The sequence below is a fragment of the Streptomyces sp. NPDC001020 genome (assembly GCF_053599115.1).
The window spans coordinates 222,577-239,106 of sequence record NZ_JBSFLQ010000002.1; the positions used below are offsets into that span (position 1 = coordinate 222,577).

Sequence of the window (16,530 nt, forward strand, 5' to 3'; positions counted from 1 at the left end):
ATAGCTGTCAACACTGATGCCCTCGCTCCTTCTTGGTGACGAGGGCATCAGCGATTCCTGTGGTTTTGCCACGTTAGGCGACCTTCGCTTCACATGGGACGCCTGAGGCATCAGCCCGCGCGACGCGCAACAGGGCGGCACAAGCCAGGACCTCGACCAGGTGCTCGGCCAGGAGCCCGACGTGCGGGTCCGGCTGGATTAGGGCGGTGACATGACCACGGGCGGTGCGCTCCCTGGCCCACTCGTGGTCGAGGTTGCTGAAGTCGTCGTCGATCCAGATGGCGGGCGCGTCGCCGAGCCAGGCGTCGACGTGGTCGCGTTTCCACAGGTAGCCGTTGGGGTGGCTGGTCGTGATCTGCGGACGCGGCAGGTCGACGTGCGGCAGGGGCGGGAGGCCGAGGAGCGGGCCTATGAGCGTGGTGGCGTCCTGGCGCCAGCTGGTGCACCAGACGGGGGTGACCAGGCCGGTCCGGATCACGTGCATGAGCAGGGGGCCGTGCGTGGGGTTGAGCCAGATGGTGAGCGGGTTGTCGGCGGTCCGGCCGGTGGGTACGACATCGTGGCGCGTGTGGGTCTCGGGGCCGGCTCCTTCCGCGTCCGGGAAGGGGATGAGGACGCCGTCGATGTCGAGAAGTAGGTAGGACGGGCGCATCGGGTTCTCCCAGGGGGCCGGGGGCTGGGGTCAGAGCTTGCGCGCGGTGATCAGCAGAGTGGTGGGCCAGAGGCCGTGGCGGGCGTCGTGGAACTCCTGGGCCGAGGCGAGCCAGAGACCCGCTCGTCCGAGGTGCTTCTCCCAGCGCTCGGCGTCGAACTCCCAGCGTGCGATGGGCAGGCGTGTGCGGTCGGGGAGGGTGACGTAGTCGCGGCTGGGCCGGTCGTCGGTGGAAGGGCGCCTGCCGCCCCGCTGGGGGTGGGGTACGGAGAAGGCGAGGGTGCATCCGGGTTTGAGGTGCTGGGCGATGGCCGGGAGCAGCAGTTCGGGGGCTACGAGTCCGATCGCTCCGAAGACGGAGTAGATCGCGTCGAATCGCTCGTCGGAAGCCTGCAGGTAGTGCAGGGCGTGTCCGGTGACGAAGGTGAGGTTGTTCAGCCGTCCGTAGTGGGAGCGGGCTCGGCGGACCTGTAGGCCGACGAGGTCGACGCCGGTGACGTGGACGCCGTAGCGGGTGGCGAGGTGGGCGGCGTTGTGGCCGGGGCCGCAGCCGAGTTCCAGCAGTCGCTTGCGGCGCAGATCCGGTGCGAGGATCTCGGCGCCGGGTCCGCTGCCGGGCCGTGTGGTCCATTCCATCCGCGCGGGGACGGACAGGGGCTCGGCGAGGGCGGCCGTGGTGCGCTGGAGCGCGTGGACGTACCAGGGGGACGCCTGGGCGAGCACGTCAGACCTCCAGGAGGTGGAGGACATCGGTGAGGTGCCGGCGTGCGGCCTTGATGTAGGCCGGGTCGGTGGCCGGGTCGTTGATCCAGCGGATCGACTGCTCCATGAACCACTCGACGGCCCAGACGCGGTGCCAGCCCAGCGCCCACTTCTCCGCCGGAAGCCCGCCACGCTCAGCGAGGGCGTCAGGGGTGCCGCCCTCGGTGACGTACGTCTCCAGGAAGACCCGCAGACGTACGGGGTCGGGGTCCTCGATGGTGCCGTGCCAGCTGGCGAGGTCGAGCAGGCCGGGGCCGGTGAAGGCGCGGGCGAAGTCCAGCAGCCGCCAGCCGCGCCGGCCGATGTGGAGGCTGGTGGGGTGGAACTCGGAGTGCACCCAGCCGAACGGGCCGATCGTGGCGTCGGCCGAGCGCGTCTCGGCGGCTTGGGCGATGTGGTCGAGAGCGTCCTCGATGTCGTGGGTGTCCTCCCACCGGTCGGCCTTGCGCAGGTGGCCGAGGTGTTCCAAGGCTCGTGCCGGGAGGCGGCGCAGACCTTCCTGGTCGAGGACAGGCAGGGCGGCGGCCGTGCGGGTGCGGTGCAGGGCCACGGCTGCGGCGGCGCCGTCGAGGTCATCGGCTTCGCGGATGGGAGCGCCGAGGTCTTCCAGCAGCATCCCGAGCCAGCCGTCCAGGACTGCGGAGGCGTGAACGGAAGGGACGGGGACGCCGAGCGTTTTTGCCAACCGGAGTGCCTGGTCCTCCCTGTTGAAGGGCCTTCTGGCGTACTTGAAGATGGCGGTGCTGCCGTCGGTGAAGGTCAGGCGCTCGACGCCGGACATGGACCAGACGCGCACCTGGTCACGGGATGCGCAGGTTTGGTTGGCGAGGGTCAGCAGGTTGTCCAGGAGTTCGGCGTTGAGGGTCGCGTCCATGAAGGGCTCTCCAGTGCGGTGGTGGCGTCCGGGGCGAGCGAGAGGTGCCTGCCCGCCCCGGAGCCGGGTGTGTGGTGCGGGTGCTATGCGGCAGGGCTGACGCGGTGGGCGTAGACCTGCTCGATCCAGCCGGTCTTGAAGGCCGCGAGGTCGTCGCGGAAGGCGGTCATCGAGGCACCGTAGGGTGCGACGACGCCGCCGGACTGGTCCGGCACGGACTGGCAGCCGTGCACGAGCCGACCGCCAAGGGCGGCGTGGGCCTTGATGGACTCGATGCGGCGGTGCTCGTTGAACCAGCCGCCGTGGTAGACCTCGTCCAGCGTCCCGCCCATCTCGTCGTCCAGGTCGAAGACGACCGAGGTGGCGGCCGGGAAGAACCAGCACGGGCCGACGTTGGAGATGTGCCCGTCCAGCTCGACCTTGTTGAGTGCCATCAGGGTGGCGGCCTCGCGTAGCATCCGCAGGTGCTCGGCGGTGATCTGCGGCAGGCCGAGCCCGGCGAGGTGTTCGTCGCGGAACAGGTAGGCGTACACCTCGTAGGCGGTGGACAGTACGCGGGCGGCGTCCGAGGTGGACTCGCCGTGGGCCTTGATGAAGTCCAGGGCGAGCTGCTCGACCGCGCTCTCGGTGGTTTCCTCCACGCCCAGGAGCTGGGACTTGACCAGCTCCCAGTCGGCGATGAGCCAGGTGTTGGACTCGAAGCGGAAGAAGTACTCGGCCGGGTCGATCGTGATGCGCCGGCCGTCGACCTGGATGCCCGGCAGGCGGTTCCAGCGTGCGTCGAACGCCTGGGGCAGCTCGACCGTGATGGCCGTGGTGTCGATGGTGGTCACCGTGTCTCCGTCTCTGATCGGCCGGGTTCGGGCGCAGGCATGCCTGAACCCGGAGCGGTGGTACGGAACTTCGGGGAGCCGCCCGGCCGAAGGGGGGAGCCTGGTCACAGTGTCGGACCGGGCCGGGCGGCTGATATTCAGTGAACACGCCGTCACGCACAGTGGGTACGGTGAGAGGCAGTCGAAGCGGTATACGCGGTTTACAGCTCCGGAGCGGAGGCGATCGTGGCAGCGCAGAGAGAACCCAACTCCCGCCTGCGCGAGACCATCGAGGCGACGGGCTGCACCTACGAGGCTCTGGCGAAGGACATCCGACGCATCGCTGCCGAGAACGGCGAGACCCTCCAGACCAACAAGTCGGCTGTCTCCCATTGGGTGAACGGCAACCGCCAGCCGACCGGCCGGACCGCCGGGTACCTCGCCGAGGCACTGTCCCGGCGAGCAGGCCGCACGGTCACTGAGACGGAGATCGGTCTCCGCGGGGGCGAGGCACCGACCGAGCAGGCTGATCCCGTCCTCGCCGCGACCGACCTGGGCCGTGCCGACGTCGAACGCCGACGCTTCCTGGCCGTAGCCGCCTTCACCGCGGCCGGCGTCGCCATGCCCCTTGCCTATGACCACGAAGCCACAGCGCGCATGCTTCGAGCCCGCACCGGTAGCTCGCTGGTCGGTGCGGAGGACGTGGAGGTCGTACGCCAGATCACCGCAGCTTTCAGTGCCGCCGACGAGCGTCTCGGTGGCGGCCATGGGCTCACCACCGTCACCGCGTATCTCGCCGACACCGCAGCCCCCATGCTCCGCGGACGGTTCCCGAACGAAGCCTTACGCCGAGCAGCCTTCGGAGCGGTCGCAGAACTCGCCTACCTCGCAGGCTGGAAGCACCACGACCTCGGTCAGGAAGGCGCCGCCCAGCGCTACTACCAAGTCGGATACCAACTCGCCTGCGAAGCCGACCCACACGGCCACGCCGCCTGGATGATGCGTGCCCTCGCCCACCAGGCCCTCAGCCTCAAGCAACCCCACCACTGCGTCGACCTCGTCGAGGGCGCACTGACCCGCGGCCTGGACCACGTCGACGGCCAGACCGAGGCGCTGCTCCACATCACCCACGCCCGCGCGTACGCCGCCGTGGGCGAGAAGCCCGCAGCCGCCCGCGCCCTGCTCGCTGCCGAAGACGCCCTCCTGCGCGATGATGGCCCACAGCCCAGCTACTCCCGCGTCAGCGGCCCGGCCGCCGGCACCGTCGCCAGCCACACCGCCCGCACCTTGACCGACCTCGCCGACCACGTCGGCACCGAGCAGCAGCACCGCGATGCCCTGGTCCGCTGGGACCCGGAGAAGTACAAACGGGTCCACGCGCTCACCTACGCCGACCTCGGCGACAGCCTTGCCGCCCAAGCCCGAGCCGACGAGGCCGTCGCCGCCTGGTCCCAGGCCCTGTCCCTCATGGAGGGAATGACCTCGGACCGCACCCGCAAGGCAATCACCTCACTCCGCTCCACCCTCGCCATCTACCAGCGGCGCAAAGTGCCCGGAGCCGCCGAACTCGCCCGCCGCACACGCGAAGCACTGGCCTAAGCTGCCCACCAACCGGCCGACGAAGGGACACCCAACCGTGGCTAAGCGGACAACCGACGACCAGCCCAACGCCCTCCCGCCCGCCCTCGAATCCATGACCCTGCTGGTCGCCGCCGTCATCGTCCACGACAAGGCCACCAACCGCGTCGTCCTCCTCCAGCGCAGCCAGAACGCCAAGTTCGCCCAGGGCATGTGGGACCTACCGGTCGGCAAGAGCGAACCCGGTGAGCCGATTACCGAGACCGCCGTACGCGAGCTGTACGAGGAGACCGGCCTGACCGTGAAGCCGGAGGCCCTGAAGGTCGCCCACGTCATCCATGGCGCTTGGGGCGTCGAAGCTCCCAACGGCTTCCTCACGGTGGTCTTCGCCGCGCACGACTGGACCGGCGAACCGGAGAACCGCGAACCTCGAAAGCACGCTCAGGTCTGCTGGGTCGATGCCGATGCCATCCCAGAGGAGTTCGTGGACACCACCGCGAGCGCCCTCCACCGCTATCTCACCGGTGGCCCTCAGGTATCGCTGGATGGGTGGAAGTAGGGATCAGCACGGCGGCAGCGTGGCCTGCGCAACTCGGAGCAGGGCCGTGATTATTTGTTACGCGCCGTGTTCCAGAGGTTAAAGACCTTGCGCGGCCGGCTGCCGGATGCTTGCCCGCATCCCCGACCGACCAGCCGCGCGTATGGCAGAACTGACACTGCCTGGCCGCCCTCCGGCCCCACATGATCCGCTCTCGGGCCATCACCACGACCCGCCTCGCCCACGCACAGCTCGCCCAGGGCGCCCCCGATGCCGCCACGGCCATCGCGATGAAGGTCCCCGCCGAATCCGCCACCCACCACGCCTGGGTCGCGCGCATGCTGCAGGAGTTCGGGGCCGCGCTGCGCGCCACCGCGCCGGGCAACTCCACCGTGCAGACCTGGAAGTCTCGGAGTACGTCCAGCGGGGCCTCGTTGAACAGGTTGGGCGCACAGACGGGGCGTCCGAGCGGGGCCGGTGCTCGTCTTAGCATCTACCAGCCCGTAATGACAGGAAACCTCTACCCTGGACACCGATTATCTGGTGCGTCTGGAACGTGAGGGCTGCGAGTGAGACTGAGGCAAGAGGCTCGTGTCCTCAAGGAGAAGGCCGTTTCTTCGATGGTTGCGGCGGCCGAGGCATTCAACTCGCCGCACAACCGAGGGCGAGAAACGAAGGTACTTCTGCACCTTCAGCACTCCTTCGAGATGCTGCTGAAAGCCGCGCTCGTCCAGAAGGGCATTAGCGTCTTCGACCCGGCCCTGGGCCGGTCACTCGGATTTGAGACCTGCGTACGCAAGGCTGCCGAACACCCAGACATCAAGCTCAGCGAGCCTGACGCAGGAACGCTCAGAGCCATCGACGCCATGCGTGATGACGAGCAGCACTGGTTCAACCAGGTTTCCGAGCAGCTGCTGTACGTGCATGCCCGAGCTGCCGTGACACTCTTCGACGACCTGCTCAGGGGCGTATTCAAGGAGTCGCTCGCTGACCACCTGCCCGACCGCGTACTGCCGGTGTCGGTTGACCCGCCCCGTGACCTTGGGCTCCTCCTGGACGAGGAATACACACAGATCGCAGCCCTACTCAAGCCGGGCCGACGCGCGACGCACGAGGCACGAGCCAGGATTCGAACCTTGTTGGCGATGGAGGCCCACACCGGGCCAGAGACCCGCGTCTCGAGTAAGGACGTCGATCGCGTTCAGACCGGCATACGCGGGGGAGCGACGCGCTCGGAAGTCTTCCCTCGCTTGGAGGAGCTGGCCACTGCTACGGACGGTGAGGGACTGCTGATCAAGGTGCGCTTCGTCAAGAACCAGGCGGCTCCGCCTGTGCGTTATGCAGCTGATGAATCCGTGCCGGCGGCCGCGATCCGAGAGGTGGATCTCCAGGCCAAGTACCACCGCTCGGCGGCCGAGCTCGCCGAGGCCCTTGACTTGACCCAGCCGAAGTGCCTCGCGTTGCGGCGTCACCTGGGCATCGACGCTGATCCCGCGTGCAGCCACGAGTTCGTCTTCAGCTCCCAACGCCTGAAGCGCTTTTCCGACAACGCCTTCACCCGCATGCGCACCGCGCGCGACACGTTGGATCTGGAAGCCGTCTGGCGAGCTCACAACCCGTCCGCCCGCCAACTGGAGTCCTGCAAAGTGCCCGGCTGTCGAGCTGGGTGACCGTCGCGACGCACGGCGATCTTTGATTACTTGCGGAGACCATCGTGCTCTGGACGTCGGAGTATCGCCACCAACGATTGCCGAGTGCCCTGCTCGTGTCAGTGGGCTGCGCTAGCCTGCATCCGCTCTGCCGCTGTCGCCGCCGAAGGCGCAGCCTGCTCAACCAGGCACTGAGGGGAAGCAATGCGTCAAGAAGAAATCACCGAAGACTGCCCTGGGACAGGACAGGACGGGTACATGGACGAAAGTGCACCAGGCGACGAGTGGTACGTGATCTGCCCGGTCTGCAGGATGAAGTGGGCAGGAGGCAGCACCCTCATCGAACCCCACAAAGACTGGCGCAAACGCTGAGGTCGGAGTCTGGCAGTAGGCGGGCGGGCCTTGACCCAAGGCCCGCTTACTGGGGCGCGACGTGCGTGCTGCCGTATCTATGAATCCACCTGCTGATCGATCGCTGCTTCGTAGAAGGCATCCGCGAGGGCGACGATGATCGAGTTGATGGCCGGCCCGTCGGTGAAGAAGTAGTCAGCCATCGTGTTATGGGCGTCCTGGTTGTCTGCGACCGCCTCCGTAACAGCTGCTTGGAAGTCTGGTGACTCCACGAACTGCTTCTTGGAGTTCACCTTGGTCTGCCTTATCAGGTTCGGGTCGGCGAGCAACCGCTGAACGAGTCCCTGCACGAACTCCCTGACCTGGGACTCGGCGAACGACTCGGCGCCGAAGAGGTCGTTCATCTTGTCTATGACGACCTGGAGCGCGACGTACTTCGGATCCTTCTTCATTCCCGTGCCGGCTGCGTTGATGCCTTTCAGCTGCCCGTCGCCCACGAGCGAGATGTTGACCGGGATTGCCTTGTTGTGCTTGACCCCGACCAGCACCACGTCGGAGAGGTCCACGTCGGCCGCCCAAGCGGACTCGGCGATGACTTTCTCCAGCAGGCGCAGGAAGATCGAGAGCATCTCCATGTAGGGGTCGCCGTAGTCGACGATCTGGGACATGAAGTCATAGAGACGTACGTAGGTGGAGACATCCTTGCGGAACAGGTCGAGCGCCTGGAGCGTGACCTTGTCCTCCTCCTCGATCGCCCGCGCGTAGCGGCGCCGGAAGTCGTGCTGCGCCGGGCTGATCGCTGCCGAGAGCGCGTTGTTGCCCTTCCGGGTCACCCACAGCTCGGCGACCTTGCGAACGTCGTCCTCGGTGTAGATTCCGGCCTGGGCCAGCTTGTTAGCCAGGTGGACGACGACGTACGGATCGGTCTCGGTCTCCAGGGTCGCGTTCTTGAAGTACGGCTCGAAGGCTGCCTTGATGTCCTCGGGCTTGTTGGCGAAGTCGATGACGAACGTCTTGCGCTTCTGCTCCCCACCAGCGGTGCGATGTGTGCGGTTGAGCCGCGAGAGCGTCTGCACCGCGGTGACCCCTGACAGCTTCTTGTCGATGTACATCGCCGAGAGTAAGGGCTGGTCGAAGCCCGTTTGGAACTTGTTGGCGACCAGCATGATCTTGTACGTCTCGCCCTTGAATGCGGCTGCCAGATCAGCCCCTGCGCCGGGGTTCATGTTGGCCTCGGTGAACTCGTCATCCTTCGACGGCTGCGCGCCCCAGTCGCTGTGCCAGGTCTCGTCCTCGGTCATCGTTACCCCGGCGGAAAAGGCGACCAAGGTGCGGTAGTTGTACGAGGCGTCCTCGGTGCGGCGCCTGGCGATGTAGGCGTCGATGGCCAGCTTGTACTTCACTGCGGACTTGCGCGAGTCGGTCACCACCATCGCCTTCGCCTTGCCTTCGAGGAGGTAGGCAACGTTGGCGTGGAAGTGCTCGACAATGATCTGCACCTTCTGGCTGATGTTCGTCGGGTGGAGCTGCACCCACCGCATCAGACCCTTGCGGGCGGCGGCCTCCTCGACCTCATCCCCGTTACCGCTTTCGGCCCTGCCGGCGATCTTCAACGCGGTGTCGTAGGACTGAAAGCCCCTGAGCACGTCGAGGATGTAGCCCTCCTCGATCGCCTGCTTCATCGAGTACAGGTGGAACTCGCGCGGCTTGCCGTCGGGCCCCTTGCGGCCGAACAGCTCGAGCGTCTTGTTCTTCGGCGTCGCGGTGAAGGCGAAGTAGGAGATGTTCTCCGACTCGGCCCGCTCGGTCATCTCCGATGCCAGCACCGACTCCACATCGACCTGTCCGCCCTCCTCGATCTCCTTGACCTCCTCGGCAGTCAGCACCTGCTTCAGCTTCGAGGAGATCTGACCCGACTGGGAGGAGTGCGCCTCATCGGCGATGACGGCGAACCGCTTGCCCTTCAGGCCAGCGTCGGTCCGGATCTCGTTCAGCGCATGTGGGAAGGTCTGCACCGTCACCGCGATGATGAGCTCACCGTTCTTCAACGCCTGCGCCAGCAGACCCGACTTCGACTTCGCGCCAGCCTTGCGGACGTCCTCGGGGCTGATAGTCGCGACGATCTTGCCCGTGCCGTCGATCTGCCGGATCGCATCCTGCAGCTGGGAGTCGAGCACGGTGCGGTCCACGACCACGATGACCGAGTCGAAGACCTTCCGATCATCGACATGCAGTCGCGCCAGCCGGTGGGCTGTCCAGGCGATGGTGTTCGTCTTTCCCGACCCGGCCGAGTGCTCAATCAGGTACCGCTGCCCGACACCCTCCTCCTTCACTGCGTCAACGATGTTCGTGACGGCCTCCCACTGGTGGAACCGTGGGAAGAGCATGCTCGTACGTCGCACCGACGTGCCGGTGGTGACGTCCCACTCCTCCTTGGTCTGCACGATCATCAGTCGCCCGATGATGTTCAGCCAGGCGTCTTTCTCCCAGACGCGTTCCCACAGGTACGCCGTCGACGACCGCCCGTCCGCGCCGGGCGGGTTGCCGGCACCGCTGTCGAAGCCCATGTTGAACGGCAAGAAGTGGGTCTTCTCCCCCTCCAGCCTCGTGGTCATCGCCGCCAGGTCATTCGAGGCCGCGAAGTGCACCAGCGCCCGGTGACCGAACGACAGCAACGGCTCCGGTCGGCCGTTCGTCAACGGATTGCGGTCCTGCTTGTATTGGTTGACCGCCTCGTCCAGCGACTGGGTGAAGTCGGTCTTCAGCTCCACCGTGGCCACCGGGAGCCCATTCACGAAGAACACGAGATCGATACTGCGCTGGTCGGCGGTCGAGAAGTGCACCTGCCGCACCACCCGCACCCGCATCGCCTCATAGTGCGCCATGGTGGTCTCGTTGAGCGACGTCTCGGGACGGAACTGCGCCATCTTCATCCGGCCACCGCCGATGTACTGCACCCCGTTACGCAGGATGTTCAGCGTTCCACCGCCATGTTCCAGCGGCCGGTCGAGCGCCGCGGTCAGCACGTCGAGGAACTTCGCCTGCGACCCCGCCGCCTTCAATGCCTTCGCGTACGCCGGCCTCTGCGTCTCCTCCAGCCACGCGAACAGGTCTGCCGGGAACAGCGCCCGCTCCCGGTCGTACTCACCATCGTCACGGTCGTTCTTCGAGTACAGCCAGCCGTGATCACGCAGGTACTCGCAGATCTCCGCCTCGAAGACCACCTCGTTATGGTCGGACATCACGCCACCTCTGGCACGTCGATCTGCCCTGTCACTGCCGCCGTGATCAACGCCGACCGGCGCTCCCGCGAGAGCTCGATGAACCGCTCAGCCTCCGCAACGAGTTCGTCGATCTTGGTCGTCTGCTCGTCGAGATACGCAACGATCTGGCGCTGCTCCGCGAGACTCGGCAGCCAGATCGGCGTTGTGCGCAAGATCGGCAGTCGAACATTCGCCACCGTCGAGCCATTTGCCGAGAGCAGGAAGTGGTCCTGCACGCGGTCCGAGTAGATCTGCCACATCAGAAACTCCCCTACACAAACTGCGTCGTCGATCCGAAGCAGGACCATGCGCTGGCCGAGGCAGATCTGCTCATTAGGAACCATGCATGCCTCACCGGCGGGCGCCTCACGCGTGAACAACACGTCGCCGATGGACGGTGCGCCTCCAGCGTTTCGGGCCTCCCATGTCACCGCACTGACAGGCAGTCCGTTTCCCGGCCGGAACTTTCCATTCCTGACCGAGGCAGTTCGGACTGCCTCGTATGCGCCGTCTTCCGCAACCTCCGGCGTCGTATGTGGGCAGTCGACGACGTCTGCGCATGCGTTCCGCAGTCGGGTGTTGACCGGCTGGGCTTCGAAGACTCCGTTGATAAGCGAGTGGCGACGCTCGTGGAGCAACTCGATCAGCCGTTGCTGCTCCTCAATGAGCGTGTCGATGCGGGCCGTCTCGCGGTCGAGGTAGTCAGCGATGGCTCGCTGCTCGTCGGCCGGGGGCAGTACTAGAGGAATGCGAGCGAAGGTACTCCAGTTGCGGAAGTCAACGCTGCGCTCGCGCACGTTCGGCGCCTGGGTGGCGAGGAAGCCGGAGGTGCCAAGGTGCCGTAGCAGGCGGGCAAGGTAAGCGGGATCGTCGCCCGCCACAGGCTCACAGACGTGGTAGACGGGTGAGCCGTTGCCATGGCTGTCCGAGACTCCGACGGCGCCAGCAAAACCGTCGAGGGCGTGGAAAACCAGGTCGCCGGGGCGGATCTCCTGATAGCCGTTCTCGGTGTCAGAGAAGGTGTAGCCGTCCTCACGGCGGTTCGAGCGCAGAGTGACTGTGCCATCCCGATAGGCGGTGACAACACCCATCCCCGACCGAGCAGGTCGGTTCAGCAGGCGCAACACTCGCCGCACCGTTGTCTCACGCCAGTCGGACGGCGGCGTGGTGATCACTGCTCCACCTCCCGGAGGAGATCGAGAATTTTGGCGACCTGCTTCTCCAGGTCGGCGTCGATCTCGGCTAGCGGGCGGGGGGGTACGTACTTGTAGAACTGGCGGGTGAAGGGGATCTCGTAGCCGGTCTTTGTCTTGGCCCAGTCGATCCAGGCGTCAGGAACGTGCGGCTTCACCTCAGCCTCGAAGTACGACTGGATGACTTCGCGCTCCCCTGCGGCGCCGGCGGTTGAGCCGCCGTAGGTAAAGGGCACAATTTCGGTGTCACGCTTTTTCGAGTCGGGCTTGGGATTGCCCTTGCGGTCGACGACAGGGTTCCCGTCCTCATCGAGCACGGGACGCTCGACGGTGATGGTCCAGTAGCCGAACTCGTCGTTTCGCAGCACCTTGGAGAAGTCAGGGTCGGCGTCCTCGAAGTCGGCGTACAGCCGCACGACCTCGGCGCGGTCATGGTCGCTTATCTCGCGTCCCTTGGACCCGAGGTTCTTACGCATCTTGGTCCAGAACGACGTGCCGTCGATGAGCTGGACCTTGCCCTGGCGGTCGGGGTGCTTGGTGTTGTCGAGGATCCAGATGTAGGTGGCGATGCCGGTGTTGAAGAACATGTTGGTCGGCAGCGCGACGATCGCCTCGACCAGGTCATTCTCCAGCAACCACTTGCGGATGTTGGAGGGACCGGATTCGGCGGCGCCGTTGAAGAGCGGCGAGCCGTTCATGATGATGCCGACGCGGCCGCCGCCGTCCTCGGGTGCGCGCATCTTGTGGGCCAAGTGGAGCAGGAAGAGCATCTGGCCGTCCGAGGTCGCGGGGAGTCCCGGCGCGAACCGGCCGTAGGGGCCGGCGGAGTCGCGCTCCGCCTTGACCGCCTTGGCATACTGCTTCCAGTCCACCCCGTAGGGCGGGTTGGACATGCAATAGTCGAACTGGCGGCCCTTGAAGGCGTCGTCGGTAAGCGTGTTGCCGAAAGCGATGTTGGTCGTGTCGTGTCCCTTGGCGAGCAGGTCGGACTTGCAGATGGCGTACGACTGCGGGTTGTACTCCTGGCCGTACAGGCTCAGCTTCGCCTCGGAGTTTTGGGCGAGCAGGTGCTCCTCTGCCAGGGAGAGCATGCCGCCGGTACCGGCGGTGGGGTCGTACAGCGACCTGATGATGCTGCCCTCGGAGAGTTCGACGTCCTTCTCCGCGAAGAGCAGGTCGACCAGCAGCCGGATCGCGTCGCGCGGCGTGTAGTGGTCTCCGGAGGTCTCGTTCGCGGCCTCGTTGAACTTGCGGATGATGTACTCGAAGGCGTCGCCCATGTCGGAGTTCGACACCACATCGGGGTGGAGATCGACAGCGCCGAAGGACTTGACGACCTCGCGCAGGAGCCCGGCCTTCTCCAGGGCCAAGATCTCCTTCTTGAAGTCGAAGTACTCGAACACGTCCACGTCGGCGGAGAACCGGTCGATGTAGTCAGCGAGGTTGTCCGCCAGCCCGTCCGCATCGGCCAGCAGGTTCGCGAACTCGTAGTTGGAGGTGTTGTAGAACGTCCGTCCCGTGGCCTTCTTAACCTCGACCTTGAGCCGGTTCGGGTTCTCGTACCTCGCAGCCAGCTCCCGTACCACCGCACGGTCCGGCTCAAGCACGCAGTCGAGCCGTCTCAAGATCGTGAACGGAAGAATCACAGTCCCGTACTGGTTGGGGCGATAGGGGCCCCGAAGCTGGTCAGCGATCGACCAGATGAAGCTACCGAGCGTGCTCACAGGGTTCCTCACGAGAATCGTCTAGCAGTGACGATCACTTTGCCAAAGGGAGCAGCCAGCATCCCATGGTTCAGCTATACGGAGCCCTCGACGTGCTCTCGCCGATCGGCCCGGAGATGCGTCGGCACGACACCGAGGTACCTCGGGTGCGTGAGCGATGCGTGAGCGGACTGCCCGATACAGCGCGTCATGATCCGGATCAAGTGGCTCGCCGCGCGGCTCTGACCAGGGGAAACAGCACCGCGCGGCAGCGCCAGGCATCCCCCGGCAAGGATTCGATCCCACTCCTTAAAGCGGGTGTCGCAGGTTCGAATCCTGCCGGGGGCACAACGCATTACGCCGCTGACCTGGGGGTTTCTTCCCCAGGGGCCGTGTTGGTCGGCCTCGGACTCCCCATCCGGGGCCGTTTTGCGTGAGCGGACGGCGACTTGCCCCTGTCTCCCAAGGTCGGTTACAACTCCGTTCCGGTTGCCCGGTCGGTGCTGTGTCCACCGGCAGCGCGTGCGCGCGGCACGAGCAGCGCAGCGGCCTTGCCGGGCACGCGCTGTCTGCTTCGGGGGAGCAGGCTCGTGTACGCCGTGGTCGTGTTACCGGAGACGATGCGTCCGGTGTTCGGGGCCCGCGGGGACGGCCGCCATCGGCGTCCCGCTGGTCCACACCTACGTCCTCGACCCGGCGACCATGAGCTACCGGACCGGCGACATGTTCACCGGTGTCGTCAAGGCTTCCGCTCCCTCCACCGTGGAGATCGACCCCGGCCGGCTCTGACCTCCCGGCAGGCCGGCGGCGCACCGGCCTCACATTCCGGTGCGCTGTGTTGTCGAACTGTTGAGGGCAGATGCGACCGAGGGAGCTGTCGACACCATGACCACCCGACCTGGACCAGAACAGAATCGGCCCGATCCGGGCCTGGACGCGATCATGAGCGAGCGGCGTCAGCTGATCAGTCTCGCGTACCGTCTTCTGGGCTCCCTGGCCGAGGCCGAGGACGCCGTCCAGGAGACGTACACCCGCTGGTACGCCATGTCCCAGCAGCGGCGGGACGCCATCGAGTCGCCCGGCGCCTGGCTGACGACGGTCGCCAGTCGCATCTGCCTCAACCTGCTCACCTCGGCACGGGCCCGGCGAGAGACCTACGTGGGTGAATGGATTCCCGAGCCGCTGCCCGGGCGTGCGGAGTGGATCAGCGGGCGGCCGGCCGGAGCGACCGTCGATCCGGCCGACCGGGTCACCTTGGACGAGTCGATCAACCTGGCGTTCCTGGTCGTGCTCGAGTCGATGACGCCGGCCGAGCGCGTCGCGTTCATCCTGCACGATGTCTTCTGCCACTCCTTCGCCGAAGTGGCCGAGATCGTCGGCCGTAGCCCGGCGGCATGCCGCCAGCTGGCCTCCTCGGCCCGCCGCCGCGTCCGGGACTCGCGGCCTTCGGCGACTCCGACAGCCCAACGCGCCGACGTCGTCAGGGACTTCAAGAAGGCATGGGAGGCCAAGGACATCGACGTCCTGATCGGCCTGCTCGACCCCGACGCCACGGCGATCGCTGACGGCGGCGGCCTCGTCACTGCCTTCCTGCACCCCATCGAGGGCGGCGAGCAGATCGCGCACGCCTGGGTCGAAATCGCCCGCCGGAAGCCTGGCAACATGACGTTCCTGGAGCGTACGGTCAACGGTCAGCCCGGCCTGGTGGCCCAGCAGGACGGCGTGACCGTGTCGGTGTTCGCGTTCGAGGTCGCGGGCGACCGGATCAAGCACATCTGGGTGGTACGCAACCCCGAGAAGCTCCTTCGCTGGACGGCGAGTTGAGGCGCGTCTCCTCACCACCGGGTCCGCGGGCTCGATACGTTCCGGCTGTCAGTTCTCCAGGCGCACTGGCATCAGTATCGAGAACGTCTCCTCGTCGTCGAGCCGACGGATCGCCATGGGCGCCGTGGGAACGCCGAACTCGAGGATCAGTCGGTCCCGGTCTCCGGCGGCGAGTGCGTCCAGCAGGAACTCGCGGTTGACGGCTACCTGGTTCTGATCGTCGTCATCGTCATCGTCACAGACGACCACGGTGCCGTCGTGTGCGACCTTCAGCACGCTGAGGTCGTAGGAGGCTCCGTCCTGGTTGCGTACCTCGTTCGTGCGGACGGGTCCGCTCTCGACCGCCTTCCGGAAAGCCGGCACCTCGACGAGGGCGCGGCGTCCGGTCGGCAGTTGGACGAGCCGACGGTAGTCGGGGAAGTCGTGGTCAAGACTCTGGCCGGATGTCTGACCGTCCCCCGTCTCCAGTGCGACTCGGTCATCGTCCACAGCGAGCCGTACGGGTCCTTCGCGGTTCAGCAACGCCCGCATCGCGTCGGCGAGCGGGGCGGGCACGATGACCTGTACGGGGGGTCCGTCGTGCCCGGTGGCGCCGGCTTGTCCGACAGCCATCCGGTACCGGTCGGTGGCCACGACGTGAAGTGTCTCGCCGTCGATGTCGAAGAGGACGCCGCCGAGCATCGGCAGTTCCGGGTCGGTACTGGCCGCGAAACGTACCGCGTCCAACGCGGCTGCCAGCTCAGTAGCGGAGGCGGTCAGTCGGGTGGTGGTTCGACTGGAAGTCATGGGGTTCTCCCTGTGCGTGAGCAGTTCCTGAAGCGTGGAGAACTCATCGCGGGCATCGGACAGACTGCGTTCGAGACGGCGCAAGTGTGCCTGAAGCAGTTCGCTCACCAGGTCCTTGTCCGCGCCGGACCAGCCGGCCAGGACGAGGCGGATGTCCGCCAGCGGCATACCGGCCCGGCGCAACCGGGCCAGCATTCGGGCCTCCTCGAGCTGGGCGGGGCCGTACCAGCGATAGCCGCTCACCGGGTCCACCCAGGCTGGGACCAGCACACCGGTGCGGTCGTAGAAACGCAGGGCACTCACGCCCAGGCCGCTGTCCCGGGCCATCTCACCAATGCTGCGCATCTCGCTCTCCACGCCCCGAACTCTGGGCCCTGCACAAGGTCGAGGGTCAACCTCGGTTTTCCGGGAGCCGACCGCAGGGAGGCGTCCTCGGCAGCCCTCCTGCCTCTGCTCGTCGACCGACGAAGGCGCCCCGCCGCATGCCGAGGCGGTCGCCGCCCGTGCCGCCGAGCTCCTCAGTCTCTCCTGCTACTGGCTCGCCT

General features: G+C 66.4%; 12 protein-coding genes and 1 pseudogene. 5 read left to right on the top strand and 8 right to left on the bottom strand.

Going from position 1 to position 16,530, the window contains the following annotated elements:
• Positions 1–73: 73 nt before the first annotated feature.
• From ACWDEX_RS02645 to ACWDEX_RS02660, 4 genes are all read right to left on the bottom strand, one after another.
• The gene (locus ACWDEX_RS02645) at positions 74–652 is read right to left on the bottom strand and encodes an HAD domain-containing protein (protein ID WP_450461299.1); all 579 of its coding nucleotides are present in this window, start codon (positions 650–652) and stop codon (positions 74–76) included.
• Between the two features lie 30 nt (positions 653–682).
• Entirely contained in the window at positions 683–1,375 is a 693-nt protein-coding gene (locus tag ACWDEX_RS02650; RefSeq protein WP_450461300.1) for a class I SAM-dependent methyltransferase, read from the bottom strand.
• 1 nt (position 1,376) lies between these two features.
• Positions 1,377–2,288 (bottom strand): aminoglycoside phosphotransferase family protein, encoded by a 912-nt coding sequence (locus tag ACWDEX_RS02655; RefSeq protein ID WP_450461302.1) that lies wholly within the window; start codon positions 2,286–2,288, stop codon positions 1,377–1,379.
• A gap of 83 nt (positions 2,289–2,371) precedes the next feature.
• Positions 2,372–3,121, bottom strand: coding sequence for a hypothetical protein (locus ACWDEX_RS02660; RefSeq protein ID WP_450461303.1), 750 nt, complete (start codon positions 3,119–3,121; stop codon positions 2,372–2,374).
• Between the two features lie 225 nt (positions 3,122–3,346).
• Between ACWDEX_RS02660 and ACWDEX_RS02665 the strand changes: the two genes are divergently transcribed.
• From ACWDEX_RS02665 to ACWDEX_RS02680, 4 genes and pseudogenes are all read left to right on the top strand, one after another.
• Positions 3,347–4,699 carry a tetratricopeptide repeat protein gene (locus ACWDEX_RS02665; RefSeq protein ID WP_450461304.1) on the top strand — a complete coding sequence of 451 codons (1,353 nt, stop codon included), beginning with the start codon at positions 3,347–3,349 and terminating at the stop codon, positions 4,697–4,699.
• A 37-nt stretch (positions 4,700–4,736) separates the two neighbouring features.
• On the top strand, positions 4,737–5,237 hold the full coding sequence (locus ACWDEX_RS02670; protein ID WP_450461305.1) for an NUDIX domain-containing protein: 501 nt from the start codon (positions 4,737–4,739) through the stop codon (positions 5,235–5,237).
• Positions 5,238–5,395: 158 nt separating this feature from the next.
• Positions 5,396–5,638 (top strand): annotated as a pseudogene (locus ACWDEX_RS02675) (hypothetical protein); the annotation flags it as partial.
• Positions 5,639–5,785: 147 nt separating this feature from the next.
• Positions 5,786–6,886, top strand: coding sequence for a DUF3644 domain-containing protein (locus ACWDEX_RS02680; RefSeq protein WP_450461306.1), 1,101 nt, complete (start codon positions 5,786–5,788; stop codon positions 6,884–6,886).
• Positions 6,887–7,314: 428 nt separating this feature from the next.
• Here ACWDEX_RS02680 and ACWDEX_RS02685 read toward each other — a convergent pair whose 3' ends face one another.
• The 3 genes from ACWDEX_RS02685 to ACWDEX_RS02695 are packed head-to-tail and all read right to left on the bottom strand — an operon-like array spanning position 7,315 to position 13,396.
• Positions 7,315–10,458 carry a type I restriction endonuclease subunit R gene (locus ACWDEX_RS02685; RefSeq protein ID WP_450461307.1) on the bottom strand — a complete coding sequence of 1,048 codons (3,144 nt, stop codon included), beginning with the start codon at positions 10,456–10,458 and terminating at the stop codon, positions 7,315–7,317.
• The gene (locus ACWDEX_RS02690; RefSeq protein WP_450461308.1) at positions 10,458–11,654 is read right to left on the bottom strand and encodes a restriction endonuclease subunit S; all 1,197 of its coding nucleotides are present in this window, start codon (positions 11,652–11,654) and stop codon (positions 10,458–10,460) included. The genes ACWDEX_RS02685 and ACWDEX_RS02690 overlap by 1 nt, the downstream gene beginning before the upstream one ends.
• The gene (locus tag ACWDEX_RS02695) at positions 11,651–13,396 is read right to left on the bottom strand and encodes a type I restriction-modification system subunit M (protein WP_450461309.1); all 1,746 of its coding nucleotides are present in this window, start codon (positions 13,394–13,396) and stop codon (positions 11,651–11,653) included. The genes ACWDEX_RS02690 and ACWDEX_RS02695 overlap by 4 nt, the downstream gene beginning before the upstream one ends.
• Before the next feature lie 864 nt (positions 13,397–14,260).
• Between ACWDEX_RS02695 and sigJ the strand changes: the two genes are divergently transcribed.
• Positions 14,261–15,199 carry an RNA polymerase sigma factor SigJ gene (gene sigJ / locus ACWDEX_RS02700; RefSeq protein WP_450461310.1) on the top strand — a complete coding sequence of 313 codons (939 nt, stop codon included), beginning with the start codon at positions 14,261–14,263 and terminating at the stop codon, positions 15,197–15,199.
• Between the two features lie 48 nt (positions 15,200–15,247).
• On the opposite strand, the gene ACWDEX_RS02705 is transcribed toward sigJ, so the two are convergent.
• A complete protein-coding gene (locus tag ACWDEX_RS02705; RefSeq protein WP_450461311.1) occupies positions 15,248–16,330 on the bottom strand; it encodes a DNA polymerase III subunit beta family protein in 1,083 nt (360 codons plus the stop codon).
• Positions 16,331–16,530: the final 200 nt, after the last annotated feature.